The 15,925-nt window shown below is 52.0% G+C and carries 14 protein-coding genes and 1 riboswitch; of the genes, 9 read left to right on the forward strand and 5 right to left on the reverse strand.

Annotated elements, in window-relative coordinates; all coding sequences use genetic code 11:
- The first annotated feature begins 6 nt into the window (after positions 1-6).
- Together BFV65_RS13655 and yegS are read left to right on the forward strand one after the other, a co-directional pair.
- On the forward strand, positions 7-612 hold the full coding sequence (locus BFV65_RS13655; protein ID WP_023306583.1) for a hypothetical protein: 606 nt from the start codon (positions 7-9) through the stop codon (positions 610-612).
- Positions 613-782: 170 nt separating this feature from the next.
- A complete protein-coding gene (yegS, locus tag BFV65_RS13660; RefSeq protein WP_045622991.1) occupies positions 783-1,682 on the forward strand; it encodes a lipid kinase YegS in 900 nt (299 codons plus the stop codon).
- An 88-nt stretch (positions 1,683-1,770) separates the two neighbouring features.
- Here the strand turns inward: yegS and fbaB are convergent, their stop codons facing one another.
- Positions 1,771-2,823 (reverse strand): class I fructose-bisphosphate aldolase, encoded by a 1,053-nt coding sequence (gene fbaB / locus BFV65_RS13665; protein ID WP_022648654.1) that lies wholly within the window; start codon positions 2,821-2,823, stop codon positions 1,771-1,773.
- Between the two features lie 248 nt (positions 2,824-3,071).
- Here fbaB and BFV65_RS13670 point away from each other — a divergent pair, with 248 nt between their 5' ends.
- Genes BFV65_RS13670 through BFV65_RS13680 form a run of 3 tightly spaced genes read left to right on the forward strand, consistent with a single transcriptional unit; the run spans position 3,072 to position 6,300 of the window.
- Positions 3,072-4,349 carry a nucleoside permease gene (locus BFV65_RS13670; protein WP_022648655.1) on the forward strand — a complete coding sequence of 426 codons (1,278 nt, stop codon included), beginning with the start codon at positions 3,072-3,074 and terminating at the stop codon, positions 4,347-4,349.
- The gene (locus tag BFV65_RS13675) at positions 4,346-5,350 is read left to right on the forward strand and encodes an ADP-ribosylglycohydrolase family protein (protein WP_023300562.1); all 1,005 of its coding nucleotides are present in this window, start codon (positions 4,346-4,348) and stop codon (positions 5,348-5,350) included. The genes BFV65_RS13670 and BFV65_RS13675 overlap by 4 nt, the downstream gene beginning before the upstream one ends.
- Positions 5,347-6,300, forward strand: a complete 954-nt coding sequence (locus BFV65_RS13680) for a PfkB family carbohydrate kinase (RefSeq protein ID WP_023300563.1) — start codon at positions 5,347-5,349, stop codon at positions 6,298-6,300. The genes BFV65_RS13675 and BFV65_RS13680 overlap by 4 nt, the downstream gene beginning before the upstream one ends.
- On the opposite strand, the gene BFV65_RS13685 is transcribed toward BFV65_RS13680, so the two are convergent.
- From BFV65_RS13685 to BFV65_RS23180, 4 genes are all read right to left on the reverse strand, one after another.
- Positions 6,274-7,020, reverse strand: a complete 747-nt coding sequence (locus BFV65_RS13685) for a GntR family transcriptional regulator (protein ID WP_022648658.1) — start codon at positions 7,018-7,020, stop codon at positions 6,274-6,276. The two genes, BFV65_RS13680 and BFV65_RS13685, sit on opposite strands and share 27 nt — an antisense overlap.
- A 41-nt stretch (positions 7,021-7,061) precedes the next feature.
- A complete protein-coding gene (gene thiD / locus BFV65_RS13690; RefSeq protein WP_023300565.1) occupies positions 7,062-7,862 on the reverse strand; it encodes a bifunctional hydroxymethylpyrimidine kinase/phosphomethylpyrimidine kinase in 801 nt (266 codons plus the stop codon).
- Positions 7,859-8,629, reverse strand: coding sequence for a hydroxyethylthiazole kinase (thiM, locus tag BFV65_RS13695; RefSeq protein ID WP_069596767.1), 771 nt, complete (start codon positions 8,627-8,629; stop codon positions 7,859-7,861). The genes thiD and thiM overlap by 4 nt, the downstream gene beginning before the upstream one ends.
- A gap of 35 nt (positions 8,630-8,664) precedes the next feature.
- Positions 8,665-8,761: riboswitch (TPP riboswitch) on the reverse strand.
- Between the two features lie 323 nt (positions 8,762-9,084).
- Positions 9,085-9,825: a hypothetical protein gene (locus tag BFV65_RS23180; RefSeq protein ID WP_157886691.1), complete on the reverse strand. Its 741-nt coding sequence runs from the start codon at positions 9,823-9,825 to the stop codon at positions 9,085-9,087.
- A gap of 968 nt (positions 9,826-10,793) precedes the next feature.
- On the opposite strand from BFV65_RS23180, the gene BFV65_RS23425 reads away from it, so the two are divergent.
- The 4 genes from BFV65_RS23425 to BFV65_RS13715 all read left to right on the forward strand — a co-directional run bounded on the left by BFV65_RS23425 (position 10,794) and on the right by BFV65_RS13715 (position 15,879).
- On the forward strand, positions 10,794-12,056 hold the full coding sequence (locus BFV65_RS23425) for a YadA C-terminal domain-containing protein (RefSeq protein WP_113788106.1): 1,263 nt from the start codon (positions 10,794-10,796) through the stop codon (positions 12,054-12,056).
- Between the two features lie 206 nt (positions 12,057-12,262).
- Positions 12,263-12,706 (forward strand): hypothetical protein, encoded by a 444-nt coding sequence (locus tag BFV65_RS13705; RefSeq protein WP_022648666.1) that lies wholly within the window; start codon positions 12,263-12,265, stop codon positions 12,704-12,706.
- Between the two features lie 311 nt (positions 12,707-13,017).
- Positions 13,018-14,394 carry a diaminobutyrate--2-oxoglutarate transaminase gene (locus BFV65_RS13710; RefSeq protein ID WP_032623920.1) on the forward strand — a complete coding sequence of 459 codons (1,377 nt, stop codon included), beginning with the start codon at positions 13,018-13,020 and terminating at the stop codon, positions 14,392-14,394.
- 18 nt (positions 14,395-14,412) lie between these two features.
- Positions 14,413-15,879, forward strand: coding sequence for a pyridoxal phosphate-dependent decarboxylase family protein (locus BFV65_RS13715; protein ID WP_038416407.1), 1,467 nt, complete (start codon positions 14,413-14,415; stop codon positions 15,877-15,879).
- Positions 15,880-15,925 lie beyond the last annotated feature (46 nt).

The following is a 15,925-nucleotide window of genomic DNA, read 5'->3' on the forward strand; positions in this document are numbered from 1 at the left end:
CCGTCCATGATGAAATACATTAAAGATAGCCTTGCATTAAGTGCTTTGGTTAAAAGTAAAATGGCGACCGATGATCCCAACCAGCTTGAAACATTAAAAGAACAGTTAAAAGATCGGTTCGGCGTTCCTGTGGGCGTCCATATGACAGGAATTCCTTTGGCAGTGAGCACGTTACTGGCTATTTTTTGCTACGCCATGCTGCAAGTATCCCTCTGGTTGTTGCTGTTTCGCTGGCTCGGCTTACCCGAATTTAAGGTTATGATGGGAGTATTCATTGCAGCGATTGTGTATTGTCTGGTAGTGATGAGCACGATGTTTCTGACTACACGAGGTTCTTTACCTGGATATAAACTGCATATTTTCGTCATTACGCTGACAGGCATAATGAGCATCATTTATTTCATCTGGACGGGGATTTCGCTTTTATTCGGCCCTGTTGAGAACTACACACCGCAAATAACCTCTTTGCTGGGGCTGGGATGTTTCTTTCTGAACATTATGTGGATGAATTCATCGATTTTTTACCGCTCCATTGCGCTAACGCTACATAATCGGGTCTGGCGTAAGCAGCTCAAAATCGAGGCAAGGCCAATGTCACACCTCAAACGTTGACCACAATAGTCAATTGAGCGGCAGTAGTATGCATTGTAAGCGCTACGGGGTTCTTTAGTCGATTTCAAAGCCCTTACGCGGGCTTATTTTTTGCCTTTCATCCTGTTCTTACCCGCTTTTTCCCTCTCTGGGATACACTCTTTCTATAGCTAAAAAAGGGAGCAACCCGGATGGCAACCTATCCAGACAGTTTATTAATTCTTAACGGCAAGAGTGCAGGCAACGATCTGCTGCGCCAGGCGATTACCGAATTGCGTGAAGACGGAGCATGCATACACGTGCGAGTAACGTTTGAAAAAGGCGATGCGGCGCGCTACATCGACGAGGGCATCAGGTTAGGTGTTCAGACCATCATTTCCGGCGGCGGCGACGGAACGATCAACGAGATCGCCGGTGCGCTCATTGACCTCAACGACGCAGCTCGCCCGGCGATGGGGATTTTACCGCTCGGTACCGCCAACGATTTTGCCACCAGCGCCGGTATACCTGAGGATTTAGGCAAAGCACTGCAACTGGCTATCCTCGGGAAAGCGACCGCCGTCGATATTGCGCAGGTGAATGAAAGAACCTGCTTTATCAATATGGCGACCGGCGGGTTCGGCACCCGCATTACCAGCGAAACGCCGGAAAAACTGAAGGCCGCGCTGGGCGGCGTTTCGTATCTCATCCATGGTCTGATGCGCATGGACACGCTCAGGCCCGACAGCTGTGAGATCCAAGGTGAAAACTTCCACTGGCAGGGCGACGCGCTGGTGATTGGTATCGGCAACGGGCGTCAGGCAGGCGGCGGACAGCAGCTTTGCCCGGAAGCGCTGATCAACGACGGTCAATTACAGCTGCGTATTTTTACCGGCGACGGGCTGCTGCCTGCGCTGTTTACGACACTGACGCAGCCAGAGGAGAGCCCCAATATCATCGACGGCACATCCGCGTGGTTTGAGGTGATCGCCCCACACGGCATGACCTTTAATCTCGACGGAGAGCCGCTCAGCGGCGAGCGATTCCGCATTGAGGTGTTGCCCGGGGCGTTGCAGTGCCGATTGCCGCCGGACTGTCAGCTTTTGCGCTGATGTGTTGCCGGGTGGCGGCCCTCTTCCCGTATGCACTGAACAGTCCCCTCTCCCCGTTGGGGAGAGGGTTAGGGTGAGGGGAAAAGACTTAAGCGATCGTGACCTTACTGTCCAGATAGACGTCCTGAACCGCGTTGATCAGCTTCACGCCGTCGGCCATAGATTTTTTGAACGCCTTACGGCCGAGGATCAGCCCCATGCCGCCCGCGCGTTTGTTAATCACCGCCGTGCGCACCGCATCGGTCAGATCGGTTTCACCGCCTGCCGCACCGCCGGAGTTAATCAGCCCGGCGCGGCCCATATAGCAGTTTGCCAGCTGGTAGCGCACCAGATCGATCGGGTTGTCGCTAGTCAGCTTGCTGTAGACGCGGTCGTCGGTATAGCCAAAGTTCACCGCTTTATAGCCGCCGTTATTCTCGGCCATTTTCTGCTTCACGATGTCCGCGCCGATGGTCGCCGCAAGGTGGTTTGCCTGACCGGTCAGATCCGCAGACACGTGGTAATCCACACCGTCTTTTTTGAACGAGCCGTTACGCAGATAGGCCCACAGCACGGTTACCATGCCCAGCTCGTGGGCGCGCTCGAACGCCGCGGAGATCTCTTCTATCTGACGACGCGACTGTTCAGAACCGAAATAGATGGTTGCCCCGACCGCCACCGCACCCATATTGAACGCCTGCTCGACGCTGGCGTAGAGCGTCTGGTCGTATTCGGTTGGGTAGCTCAGGGTTTCGTTGTGGTTCAGCTTAACGAGGAACGGAATGCGGTGGGCATAGCGACGCGACACGGAGGCCAGCACGCCATAGGTGGAGGCCACGCAGTTACAGCCTGCCTCAATTGCCAGCTCGACGATATTTTTCGGATCAAAATAGAGCGGGTTCGCGGCAAACGATGCCCCCGCAGAGTGTTCAACGCCCTGGTCAACGGGCAGAATAGAGAGGTACCCGGTTCCGCCCAGGCGGCCGGTATTATAAAGCGTCTGCATGTTTCGCAGTACGGCAGGAGGACGGTTGTTGTCGACCATGACGCGGTCTACGTAATCATGGCCAGGCAGATAAAGCTGGTCGGCTGGAATGGTCATACAACGATGCTGTAAAAGGCTGTCGGCGTCTTTGCCAAGCAGCTGCGCAATATCAGTCATAGTGATGCTCCCGTATGTCCGACATGATGTCGGAGCGTGTGATCCAAGCCCACGTTTTTGCAGGCAGACTAAGCCTGGTACCGACTTAACCTATTTTCCACCATTTGCAACTTTTTTAAGCGCAATCTGCTGGCTCGTTTCATGTACAACATTTTTGTTACACTGATCAAACAATCGCCTTAAAGGTATTTAAAAGGTATTATCACATGGTATGTTACATGCGTACCTCTGACATGCAGGATTAAAAAATGAAAACGAAAGTCCAACTGTCATTCATGATGTTTGTTGAATGGTTTATCTGGGGCGCGTGGTTTGTGCCGCTGTGGCTGTGGCTGAGCAAGAGCGGGTTTACCGCCGGGGAAATTGGCTGGTCCTATGCCTGTACCGCTATTGCCGCGATCCTCTCTCCTATCCTGGTCGGCTCGCTGACCGACCGTTTCTTCGCCGCCCAGAAAGTGCTGGCCGTGCTGATGTTCGCTGGCGCGATTCTGATGTATTTCGCAGCACAGCAAACCCAGTTCAGCACCTTCTTCCCGCTGTTACTGGCCTACTCCCTGACCTATATGCCGACCATCGCGCTGACGAACAGCATCGCTTTTGCGAACGTCGATGACGTGGAGGCTGATTTCCCGCGCATCCGCGTGATGGGCACCATCGGCTGGATTGCATCCGGCCTGGCGTGCGGCTTCCTGCCGCAGATGATGGGCTATAGCGACATCTCTGACACCAATATCCCGCTGCTGATGACCGCTGCCAGCTCCCTTCTGCTCGGCGTCTTCGCACTTTTCCTGCCGAATACCCCGCCGAAGAGCACCGGCAAGCTGGATATCAAAGTGATGCTGGGGCTGGATGCGCTGATCCTGCTGCGCGATAAAAACTTCCTGGTGTTCTTCTTCTGCTCATTCCTGTTCGCCATGCCGCTGGCTTTCTACTACATCTTTGCCAACGGCTATCTCACCGAAGTGGGGATGAAAAACGCCACCGGCTGGATGACCCTCGGCCAGTTCTCTGAAATCTTCTTCATGCTCGCTCTGCCGTTCTTTACCAAACGCTTTGGTATTAAGAAGGTCTTGCTGCTGGGCCTGATCACCGCCGCCATTCGCTACGGCTTCTTTGTTTACGGCGGTGCCGAACAATACTTCACCTACGCCCTGCTGTTCCTCGGCATTCTGCTGCACGGCGTAAGCTATGACTTCTATTACGTCACCGCGTACATCTACGTGGATAAAAAAGCGCCCGTGCATATGCGCAACGCGGCGCAGGGCTTGATCACGCTGTGCTGTCAGGGCTTTGGTAGCCTGCTGGGTTACCGTCTCGGCGGCGTGATGATGGAAAAAATGTTCGCCTATAAAGAGCCGGTGAATGGGCTGACCTTCAACTGGGCCGGAATGTGGACGTTTGGTGCAATCATGATTGTAGTGATTGCCGTGCTGTTTATGCTGTTTTTCCGCGAATCGGATAAAGAGATCACCGCAATTGAGGTGGTTGATGGCGATACCGCGCTGACACGAGGGGAAGTTAAATGAAACAAGACCGTATTCTCGGTGCTCTTTACGGGCAGGCGTTAGGGGATGCGATGGGGATGCCGTCTGAACTGTGGCCGCGCAAGCGGGTGAAAGCGCACTTCGGCTGGATCGACCGTTTCTTACCCGGCCCGGCTGAGAATAATGCCGCCTGCTACTTTAATCAGGCCGAATTTACGGATGATACGTCGATGGCGCTGTGCCTGGCCGACGCGATTATCGAATGCGACGGGGAAATTAATCCTGACGTAATCGGTAAGCATATTCTGGACTGGGCGCTGGATTTTGACGCGTTCAATAAGAATGTGCTCGGCCCGACCTCCAAAATTGCCCTGAACGCCATCCGTGACGGCAAGCCGGTGAGCGAGCTGGAAAATAACGGCGTCACCAACGGGGCGGCGATGCGCGCCTCCCCGCTGGGATGCCTGCTACCGGCCACGCGTCTGGCACATTTTGTTGAACAGGTTGCGTTAGCCTCCAGCCCGACCCATAAATCGGATCTCGCCATCGCCGGTGCGGTGGTGATCGCGTGGGCGGTTTCACGCGCTATCGACGGCGAGCGCTGGCAGAACATCGCCGATGCCCTGCCGGGTATTGCCCGTGCGGCGCAGGAGGCGAACACGACCACTTTCAGCGCATCGCTTTCCGCTCGTATTGAGCTGGCCCTGAAAACCGTGCGCGAAGCCAACGGTACGGAGTCCGCCAGCGAGCAGATCTATCAGCTTATTGGCGCGGGCACGAGCACACTGGAGTCCGTACCGGCGGCGATTGCGATGGTCGAACTTGCGGGCACCGATCCGAACCGCTGCGCGGTGTTATGCGCTAACCTGGGCGGTGATACGGACACTATCGGCGCGATGGCAACGGCCATCTGTGGCGCGCTGCACGGTGTACAGGCCATTGATCCGGCGCTTAAAAGCGAACTTGATGCCGTAAACCAGCTTGATTTCGGACGCTACTGCGAAAAACTGCTGCACTTCCGGGAGCAAAGGGAGGGCGTATGAGTGCTTTTGCCCGCCGTCTCGAAACCCTTCACGCTACGCGCCCCGTAACGGTGCTCGGCGCGGCGGTCATCGACGTGATTGCCGACGCCTACGCCCTGCCCTGGCGCGGGTGTGATATCGAGCTGAAGCAACAGGGAGTGAATATTGGCGGCTGCGCGCTGAATATCGCCATCGCCCTCAAGCGGCTCGGCATTGCAGCGCAAAACGCGCTTCCCGTTGGCCACGGCGTGTGGGCCGATATTATCCGTAATGCCATGGCGAAGCAGGATCTGCACAGCGCCGTGGAAGCGGAAACGGGCGATAACGGCTGGTGCCTGGCGCTGGTGGAGCCTGACGGTGAACGGACCTTCATGTCGTTTAGCGGCGTGGAGAATCAGTGGCAGCAACGCTGGCTGGACGGGTTAAGCGTGCCGGAGAAAAGCCTGGTCTATTTGTCCGGCTACCAGCTGGCGTCGCCCAGCGGCGAGCTGCTGACGGCCTGGGTGGAACGTCTTCAGGATGTGACGCTCTTTATCGATTTCGGTCCGCGCATCGCGGATATTCCCGACCCGCTGATGGCGCGGATTATGGCCCGTAAACCGGTTGTCTCGCTCAATCGGCAGGAGGCGGAACTTGCCGCCGAATGGCTTGGCGTGAACGTGGAACAGCTCGGCACTCAGTGGCAGCAACGGTTTGGCGCTGCGCTAATCGTACGCCATGATAAAGACGGGGCGGTCTGGTACGACGGTGACGCTTCCGGACACGTTCCGGCGTTTCCTGCTACCGTCGTCGATACCATCGGCGCCGGTGACAGCCATGCGGGAGGTACCCTTGCCGGGCTGGCTGCGGGATGGTCACTGCCAGAGTCGGTGCAGCTTGGCAATGCCGTGGCCGCCTGGGTAGTCAGCCATCGCGGTGGAGACTGCGCCCCCACGCGCGAGGCCCTACTCCTCGCACACAAAGACGTATAGGTCGCTGCGGCAGTAGCTGATGCTGTACTCAATTGGCCGCTGCTGTTGATCGAGCGCGACTTGCTTGATCACCAGCACCGGTATCTTATCGTCCATCTTGATATGCGCCTGAAACTCGCTGTCCGGCATCCGGGCGCTGACGCGGGAACGGGTGCGCTGCGGAAAGATATTCTGGCTGCGGAAGTAATCATAAAGCGAGACGCCAATGTCGTCCGGGTTGGGAATTAATCCAACCGGTACCCAGGACTCCTCTATCGATACCGCATCGTCATCCACGTAACGGATGCGCTTAAGCAAAAACACATCGCTTTCCGGCGCAAGGGAAAGATGGCGGGCGATCTCTTCCGGGCACTTCACGATGCGTTTATTGACCCACAGGGTGTTGGGCGTTTTGCCACGCAGCACCACCTGCTGAGAAAAGCCGCGCGCCTCTTTCAGCGAATATTCAAAGATATTGTTGATTTGCGTCCCGTATCCACGCGCGCGGGTGACGACGCCAGCCTCTTCCAGCGCCTGCATGGCTTTACGCACCGTAATACGCGACACTCCGGCCAGCTGGCTCAGATCGCGCTCGCCAGGCAAAATATTACCGTGCGCGAGCACACCGCTGCGCACCGCGTTCTTAACCGTTTCGGCAAATTTCAGATACAGCGGCGTGTTGTCCGGTGCGGCAATTCGTTCCTTGAGTTGAGCAATTAACCGGGTATGCGCTTGTTCCATCTCTGTTTTTCTCTGGCATGAGTTTCATGCCAGTATACGGCTTACCACCATGCATGAAAATGGTGAACCGGACCAATACCGTGACCCACTTCCAGAGAATCGGCTTTTGCCAGCGCGCCCGAGAGCCAGACCTTCGCCTCCTGCACCGTATCCGCCCATGTGGCGTGACGAGGACGCAGCGCCGCCAGCGCCGCCGAGAGCGTACAGCCCGTGCCGTGGGTGTTTTTGGTCTGGACGCGTGGCGCGGTGAAACGTTGCGTGCCATCGTGGGTGAAAAGCCAGTCCGGGCTTTCTGCATCATCAAGATGGCCGCCTTTCATCAGCACCGCGCGACACCCCATCGCCAGCAGCGCATTCCCCTGCTCTTTCATCTCACGTTCGTTTTGCGCGTGTGGCGCATCCAGCAGCGCGGCGGCTTCAGGCAGATTTGGCGTGATCAGCGCAACCTGCGGCAGCAGCTTTTTACGCAGGGTGTCGACAGCCGAGGCGGAGAGCAGCGGATCGCCGCTTTTGGCCAGCATCACGGTATCAAGCACCACGTTTTTTATCTGGTAGTGTTTGAGACGTTCAGCGACCGCTTCAACAATGTCCGCCTCTGCCAGCATGCCGATCTTGGTGGTGTCGATACGTACGTCGCTGAATACCGAATCCAGCTGCGCGGCGACAAAATCCGGGTCAATGCGATACACCGACTGTACGCCGCGCGTGTTTTGCGCAACCAGCGCGGTGATAACCGAGCACCCGTATGCGCCGAGCGCAGAGAAAGTTTTCAGGTCTGCCTGGATCCCCGCTCCGCCGCTGGGATCGGTTCCCGCAATAGTCAGGGCATTAATGCGCGTCATACCTGTTCCTCCAGCGCGTAAAGCGCGTCCAGAAACGCGGAGACAAAGCTGCCGGGACCCCGGCTTTGAGTCAGGGCAACTGACCCTGCGCGCTTCATAAAGCCGCAGGCTGCCGTCGCGTTATCAAGCCTGTCGCCAGGCAGCGAGCAGCAGGCGGCGACGACCGCCGAGAGCGCACAGCCAGTTCCTACCACGCGGGTCATCAGCGGGTCGCCCCCCGCGACCGTACGGGTTCGCTGGCCGTCGGTGATGTGATCCACTTCCCCTGTGACGACTACAACGGCGTGGGTCTGGCGGGCAAGCACCTGCGCAGCGGTCAACGCGCTCGCTGCCGTATCGGTGGAATCGACCCCACGTCCGCCCGCACTCATTCCGGCAAGGGCGAGGATTTCGGAGGCGTTGCCACGAATGGCCGCAGGTTTAAGGGATAATATTTGCTGGCAAAAACGGGTGCGGAACGCCAGCGCGCCAACCGCGACGGGGTCCAGAACCCAGGGTGTGCCCGCGGCTACCGCGCTCTCAATAGCCCGACGCATCGACTGGGCGCGCGGCGCGGTGAGCGTGCCAACGTTGACGAGCAGGGCATCGGCAAGCGCGGCAAACTGTTCCGCTTCCTCGGCTTCGATCACCATTGCCGGGGAAGCACCGAGCGCGAGCAGAACGTTGGCGGTGAAGGTCTGCACGACATCGTTGGTCATACAGTGCGTGAGCGGGGAACGGGTTCGGAATTGATGTAAAACGTGTGAGTCGAGCAGGTCAGGCTGCATGGTTTCGCTCCTGCCGTGCGGAAAGAAGCGATGACCGGGTAGGCATCTGACTTCCCTACGCTGGCATTATCCAGATCAGGTGGTACGGGTATTTCTCAAATGTTCAAGCGAACACTACCCCGAGTCAAATTACTTAGAAAACAATCATTTACACACAAACAATTTGTAAGTGTTTAGTGTAACCGGGGCCGTAGGCAGGGTGCAAGATTTTTCGAATTATCACAATATTTATCACAGCAGTTATCACACCTGGAATAGCTAAATCACATAATGAAGCACCTGAAATGTGTTAACCCGCTTGTATATCGCTTAATGATGTTGAGCGTAGGAAAGTAGGCCGCAAAGTTAAAGCATTTGCGACCGTCGAAAGCTAAAGCTTTCTCCATTGCTTCTTCACGTAAGGCAGGAGCGAACACAAAAGACTAAGAGCACCGATAAGGAAAGGCAGAAAGGAATCAATGAGAGCGACGATAGGAAGCATCAGCAATGTTTTCATAAGAGGTAATGAAACGACACGTATCAATACTATAGAGTTTATTACCTGGAACTTTTGTATCTTTATCGAGGCAAATTTTATTATGCGGATCTAACCAATCTTCATACCCTTCAAGTGTTTTGATGTCGTTAGCAAAATTAGCAAAACAACACCAACGAGGGGCAACACTACAACCTTTATAGCTAGGGAAATCTAAGTGATACTTTTCACTATAACAACGTGTAAGCATATGTACCCATAAACTATAGATTCTTGTAAGTTTTCCATTTATCGTAGTTGGTACACCCACCCCTATAAAACCAACCTCACAAACCGAGATTACATAGGGATCTTTTACTTGTCCTGATTTTAAATTTCTTGCTCTAACCTTTGTAATGAAACCTGTATTATCAAATTTGATAGTTACGCTATCTTTGTTTGTATAATCAATGACAGTACAAAACCCACAATTGTTAGTAATGAATACATCACCAATAGTGATAGATGATTTTGGCATAATATTTACTTCCTTGTTTATCAGGCGGTATAAACAAAAACCTCCTAAATGATTAGATGATTCCCCGCCTGGAGATCTTCCTTTCATATTAGGAAGTTTCGTTATTTTATCACTAACGTGATCACAAACATGTTTTGAGAAGCTTAATTCTCGAATAAAAAAAGTTGGCAAATATTCTAATAATAAACACCAACTTAAAAACAATCAGACATTCCGGTTGTCAATAATTGTTTTTTGTCCCTGAAATTACTTATCCATCCATACATAAATAACAGGGAGCTTCGTAAGCGCTTACGATTACTTTGTATAAATATATATGGATGATTAAATAATTTCGCAAGCTGGACGCAAGCTTAACATTCCGATAAGAGGGAAAGCCACAAGAAGGTAAAAGGGCATAAGAGAACGATAAGGGAAATAACTAACTCTCTTATATAAATTTATTGTCTTTTGCTTTTCTCTATCGGTGTTTTTGAATTTAATGTTTTGATTTTACTTACAACCAAATCTATGATTTGTGTTGTTATTAGAAGGATTAGAAAGTAGATTAATAACTTTCTTTAATTGCTTACCTATACGAATAAAACTTGTTTTATTCGAGTAAGTCAAAATCAAAAACATATTTACAAAGAGTAATAAGTAACTCCTGAAGTATTTATGAATTTGTAAGATTTGCTTACTTTCATTCATTGCTCTCCTGTGTGAATATTCTCTTTTAATATTTAATTATAGCAACACTTGAAAAGGTCTTGGTGCCAGATTTTGTTACTTTTTTTACATTTTATTAAAAAATAGCACTTTTTGTTAAAAATCTTATATTAACCCGTCTTTCCTCATTCATAATGCTTACTTTCAGCTTCAATTAAAGTTAATTTCATATGAAAGTTATGAATTATGATTCAAAGTATACATTTAAAAAATCCATTGAATGAACTTGAAATATAATTTCATTTATAAACATCAACTTATACATCTAAAAACACAGCGTCTATACAACCCCTTGTTTTGTAATGCTTAAATGCCTTTAATATCACATCCAACCATTTAAGCTATATGTGCTAACTGTGATTTAGATCAACATTTCCAAACGTAAACTATTTATAGTTCAGCACCGTTACCACTTAATTAAATTAATGCGAGCCTTTCAAATGAAATGTATTAACAAATCAGTAATGGTTATTACTGTTTTTGGCATCCTGTTATCTAGTGTTGCTAAAGCTGCTACACCCGCTAGTGATGTAGTTCTTTCCAGTGGTCAGGATCTGGAAACAGCACATAGTAATTTGCACGGTCAAGTTGATGGTCTATCGAATGATATTGCTGATGTGTATTTTAACAAAATCCCTGCAATCAATCAGGTAAATAGTCAACAAGATACAGCTATTAATGCTGCTTCCTCTGCTGCTTCTACTGCACAAGATACGGCGGATCAGGCTAAAACATTAGCTGATAAAAACGCTTCCCATATTACGGCTTCTGATACTGTTGTAATTGAGCAAGGTAAACGCCTTACCACTGTTGAAGGTAATCAGGCTAGTGATCACGTTGAAATCCTGCGTAATGCACAAACAGCAAATAGTGCATTAACTACTGCAACAGCTAATACTTCTGCTATTGATAACGTCAACAGTGACTTACAAGGGGCTAAACAGCTTCTTGCTGATAAAGCACAGATTGCGCAAGATACAGCTAATCAAGCCGATACAAACGCTAACACTGCTCTTATCATGGCTGGTAATAACTCTACCCGCCTTACAGCATTAGAAAACGCTCCTAAGCCGACTAACGGCGTAGATGGTAAAGATGGTGTTGATGGTAAAAACGGGATCGATGGTAAAGATGGTGCTACAGGTGCGCAAGGTTTAAAAGGTGATACAGGCGCACAAGGAATAGCTGGGAAAGATGGTGCTCCAGGTGTTAAGGGTGAGAAAGGAGATAAAGGAGATTCCATCAAAGGTGATAAGGGCGACACTGGCGCTAAAGGTGATAAAGGGGATGCAGGTAAAGCTGGCTCTAACGGAATCACAACTACCATCACTAAGAAAGAAGTTGATACTAAAACTATCAATCTGGTTAAGTCACTCAATACCCAAACTACAGCACAAGCTAAAGATCTGAAAGCTGCTCAACAAGTGTTCGCACAAGCGCAAGTTAACACTAACTCTCAATTCAAGAGCCTGAAAGATGAAGTTGATAGCAATAAGAAAGAAGCCCGTTCAGGTGCTGCTAGCGCTGTAGCTATCGCCTCTATGCCTCAAGTAGAGAAAGATCAGGCTGTCATGTTCTCTGCTGGTGTAGGTAGCTTTAAAGACGAGCAAGCTGTTAGTGTGGGTGCATCCTTCCACGTTGGTAGCAACACCATCGTTAAAGCTGGCGTAAGCGATTCTACAAATAATGATCTTGCTATGGGCGCAGGCATCGGGATTGGCTTTTAAGAAAAACACGTAACTCGACTACATTCATAATAGAGGAAGCTTTTCAGGGCGACAGTACTTCGCTGATGGAAAGTATGATGATGGCCAATAACATGCTCAAACACATTTTTATTTCAGCTACCCTGTATCTATTGCTTATTTCGGTCGGGGTCTGGATCGGCATTATGTACGTTTCTTATTATTTGTGTCGTTTTTAAGGTGATAAAATGAAAAAATCAATGATGCTAGTGTTAAGCGCTGCCGTACTTGCTGGGTGTATTTCGCCTGCACACGCCATTAGCGCACACTATCGTGCTCAGTTAGAGCGCTCGGGATGCACGCAAATTAGCGCTGGCGATGGATCTTGCGATATCAGCAAAACCAAAGCGGAAAACGCGGCACAACACGAACCAACGGCATCCGTACACGATCCCCTTCGCGAAGCCTCGTTCTCGTCGGATACGGTTAACGCTACCCTTTCTAACGGCTTTTTTAGCGCTACCGTGAACGGCAAAAAAGCCAGCGTTAAACGTCTGAATGCGAATTTCTATGAGATCCATGGTAACGGTTTTGTGATATCGATAAGCCTGGATGAAAACGGTATTACGGACGCGTCATGGAATAAAACAAAGGGACGTGAACACGGCGTTTTACGCGTTACCCAAAAATAAACAGTCTAAGGAGGCTCTCCGCCTCCTTTTAGCCTGCCAGGCGCACAATTTGCCACACTCTTTCATCTGATTTTACAATGCTGACAATCCATATATAAATCACTGTTTTTATTGGGAATAAACTGCATTTTTTTGCCGGAAAATGAGGTTATCCCCTCCCCTGTGCCCTGTGTCACAAAACAGTAAACAAATTAACCATTGAGCCCAGTGACAAAAGGCTCTATATTGGCGGCGTTTTTTTCAGGCCCCATCTGTTTTTTAACTTTTTATTCAATCGTTGCTCATAACGAAGCGGCGGTTGTAGGAGTGATATGATGACGGATAAAGTCCGTATTGACACCGTAGATGCCCACAAAAGCAACGAAACCTATCTGGCCCGTCAGGCCGAGTTTGAATCTAACGTCAGGAGTTATCCGCGCAAACTGCCTTTAGCGATCACGAAAGCAGAAGGCGTGTGGATCACCGATGCAGATAATAAAGAATACCTTGACTGTTTAGCAGGCGCAGGCACCCTCGCGCTTGGCCACAATCATCCTGATGTGCTGAAAAGCATCCAAAATGTCATTACCAGCGGCTTGCCGTTACATACACTGGATCTGACTACGCCGTTGAAAGACGCGTTTTCAGAATACCTCCTCTCTCTGTTGCCTGGTCAGGGCAAAGAGTACTGCCTGCAATTCACTGGCCCGTCCGGGGCTGACGCCGTTGAAGCGGCGCTGAAGCTGGCGAAAAAAGTAACCGGTCGCAGCGGTATCATCAGTTTCTCTGGTGGTTACCACGGTATGACCCACGGTGCACTGTCCGTCACCGGTAACCTGTCTCCGAAAGAAGCGGTTGACGGTATGATGCCAGAAGTCCAGTTCATGCCTTACCCACACGAGTACCGCTGCCCACTGGGTATCGGTGGTGAAGCGGGCGTGAAGGCGCTGACCTACTACTTCGATAACCTGATCAACGACGTTGAAAGCGGCGTGCGTAAACCTGCCGCGGTGATCCTGGAAGCTGTTCAGGGCGAAGGCGGCGTGAACCCGGCTCCGGCTGAGTGGTTGCAGCGCATCCGTAAAGTGACTCAGGAACACGGCATTCTGCTGATCCTCGACGAAGTTCAGGCTGGCTTTGCCCGTACCGGTAAATTCTTTGCCTTCGAACACGCAGGCATTGAGCCTGACATCATCGTGATGTCCAAAGCAGTTGGCGGCGGTCTGCCACTGGCTGTGCTCGGTATCAAGAAGCAGTTCGATGCGTGGGCGCCTGGTCACCACACCGGTACCTTCCGCGGCAACCAGCTGGCGATGGCAACCGGTCTGACGACGCTGAAGATCCTGAAAGACCAGAATATCGCGGGCAAAGTGGCCGCACAGGGCGAATGGCTGAAAGGCCAGCTGAAAGAGATGGCGAAACGCTATCCGGTTATCGGCCACGTTCGCGGTCTGGGCATGATGATCGGTATTGAAATCGTTAAGCCACATGAAGCCGCCGACCACATGGGTTGCTTCCCGGGCGATGGCGAGCTGTCTGCACTGATCCAGAAGAAGTGCTTCGAAGCAGGCCTGATTCTGGAGCGTGGCGGCCGTAACGGTATCGTTCTGCGTCTGCTGCCGTCACTGCTGATCAGCGATGACGAGCTGAAAGTCTTCCTGGATAAATTCGAGCAGGCACTGCTTGCTGCGGGCGTTCGCCCGGCGTAACCGGAGTTGTTGATTACGATGTCTGATTCAAACCCAATTTTGTTCTCCTCTGCCCAGAGCATTGAAGCTTACCAGCAGGCGATTGAACAAAGCACTCAGGCTGTGATGCAGTGGCTGAAACAACCTGAGATGTACCAGGGCAAAACGGTCGCGGAGCTGCGCGACCGTATTAAGCTGGATTTCAACCCGAAAGGGCTGGGCAACGAAGCGGCGATTGAACGCGCCGTGGAGTTCTTCCTGAAAGACAGTTTGTCCGTTCATCACCCGCAGTGCGTGGCGCACCTGCACTGTCCAAGCCTGGTGGTTAGCCAGGCGGCGGAAGTGCTGATTAACGCCACCAACCAGAGTATGGACTCCTGGGATCAAAGCCCGTCCGCAACCATTATTGAGATCAAGCTGATCGAATGGCTGCGTACCCGCGTGGGTTATCAGGCTGGCGACGCAGGCGTCTTCACCAGCGGCGGCACCCAGAGTAACCTGATGGGCCTGATGCTGGCGCGTGATGCGTTCTTCGCGCGTCAGGGCCACTCGGTACAGCAGGACGGTCTGGTGGGCGATCTGCGCAAAATTCGCGTGCTGTGCTCTGAAAACGCCCACTTCTCCGTGCAGAAAAACATGGCGCTGATGGGCCTGGGCTACCAGTCCGTGGTGCAGGTGAAAACTGATGAATTCTCCCGCATGGATCTCACCGATCTGGCGGCGAAAATCGAACAGTGCAACGCGAACGGCGAACAGATCCTGGCGATTGTGGCCACGGCCGGCACGACGGATGCGGGTGCTATCGATCCGCTGCGTGCTATTGCTGAGCTGGCTGCGAAACAGAATATCTGGGTACACGTTGATGCGGCCTGGGGCGGCGCGCTGCTGATGTCTGAGCAGTATCGTCACTATCTGGACGGAATTGAACTTGTGGACTCCGTAACGCTGGACTTCCACAAGCAGTTCTTCCAGACCATCAGCTGCGGTGCGTTTCTGCTGAAAGAAGCGCGTCATTATGAGCTGATGCGCTATCAGGCGGCTTACCTGAACTCTGAGTTCGATGAAGAAGCGGGCGTGCCTAACCTGGTTTCCAAATCTCTGCAAACCACCCGTCGTTTCGACGCGCTGAAACTGTGGATGAGCCTGGAAGCGCTGGGTCAGGAGCAATATGCGGCAATTATCGATCACGGCGTGACGCTGGCACAGCAGGTTGCGGCTTACGTAAAAGAGCAGTCTGCTCTGGAACTGGTTATGCAACCCCAGCTGGCAAGCGTGCTGTTCCGCTTCCGTCCGCAGACTCAGATGGATGACGCCGGTATCGCCCTGCTGAACCAGAAAATTGGCGATGCGCTGCTGGAATCCGGCCGCGCAAACGTCGGGGTGACCGAGCATAACGGCGTCACCTGCCTGAAGCTGACCCTGCTGAACCCAACCGTGACGCTGGAGGACGTTAAAGTCCTGCTGTCTCTGGTTGAGCGTACCGCGCAGGAAGTGATGGCGAAGTAATGCTTTTCCCTCTCCCATCCGGGAGAGGGTTTATTATCCCGTCCTG

It is taken from the genome of Enterobacter hormaechei subsp. hoffmannii, assembly GCF_001729745.1.
GTDB classification, from domain to species: domain Bacteria; phylum Pseudomonadota; class Gammaproteobacteria; order Enterobacterales; family Enterobacteriaceae; genus Enterobacter; species Enterobacter intestinihominis.

Coding starts and splice junctions, on each gene's coding strand:
- BFV65_RS13670 (WP_022648655.1), top strand. CDS start 3,072: ATGAAAACGAAAGTCCAACTGTCATTCATGATGTTTGTTGAATGGTTT.
- thiD (WP_023300565.1), bottom strand. CDS start 7,862: ATGACGCGCATTAATGCCCTGACTATTGCGGGAACCGATCCCAGCGGC.
- fbaB (WP_022648654.1), bottom strand. CDS start 2,823: ATGACTGATATTGCGCAGCTGCTTGGCAAAGACGCCGACAGCCTTTTA.
- yegS (WP_045622991.1), top strand. CDS start 783: ATGGCAACCTATCCAGACAGTTTATTAATTCTTAACGGCAAGAGTGCA.
- BFV65_RS13655 (WP_023306583.1), top strand. CDS start 7: ATGATGAAATACATTAAAGATAGCCTTGCATTAAGTGCTTTGGTTAAA.
- BFV65_RS13710 (WP_032623920.1), top strand. CDS start 13,018: ATGATGACGGATAAAGTCCGTATTGACACCGTAGATGCCCACAAAAGC.
- BFV65_RS13680 (WP_023300563.1), top strand. CDS start 5,347: ATGAGTGCTTTTGCCCGCCGTCTCGAAACCCTTCACGCTACGCGCCCC.
- BFV65_RS13675 (WP_023300562.1), top strand. CDS start 4,346: ATGAAACAAGACCGTATTCTCGGTGCTCTTTACGGGCAGGCGTTAGGG.
- BFV65_RS23425 (WP_113788106.1), top strand. CDS start 10,794: ATGGTTATTACTGTTTTTGGCATCCTGTTATCTAGTGTTGCTAAAGCT.
- thiM (WP_069596767.1), bottom strand. CDS start 8,629: ATGCAGCCTGACCTGCTCGACTCACACGTTTTACATCAATTCCGAACC.
- BFV65_RS13715 (WP_038416407.1), top strand. CDS start 14,413: ATGTCTGATTCAAACCCAATTTTGTTCTCCTCTGCCCAGAGCATTGAA.
- BFV65_RS13685 (WP_022648658.1), bottom strand. CDS start 7,020: ATGGAACAAGCGCATACCCGGTTAATTGCTCAACTCAAGGAACGAATT.
- BFV65_RS13705 (WP_022648666.1), top strand. CDS start 12,263: ATGAAAAAATCAATGATGCTAGTGTTAAGCGCTGCCGTACTTGCTGGG.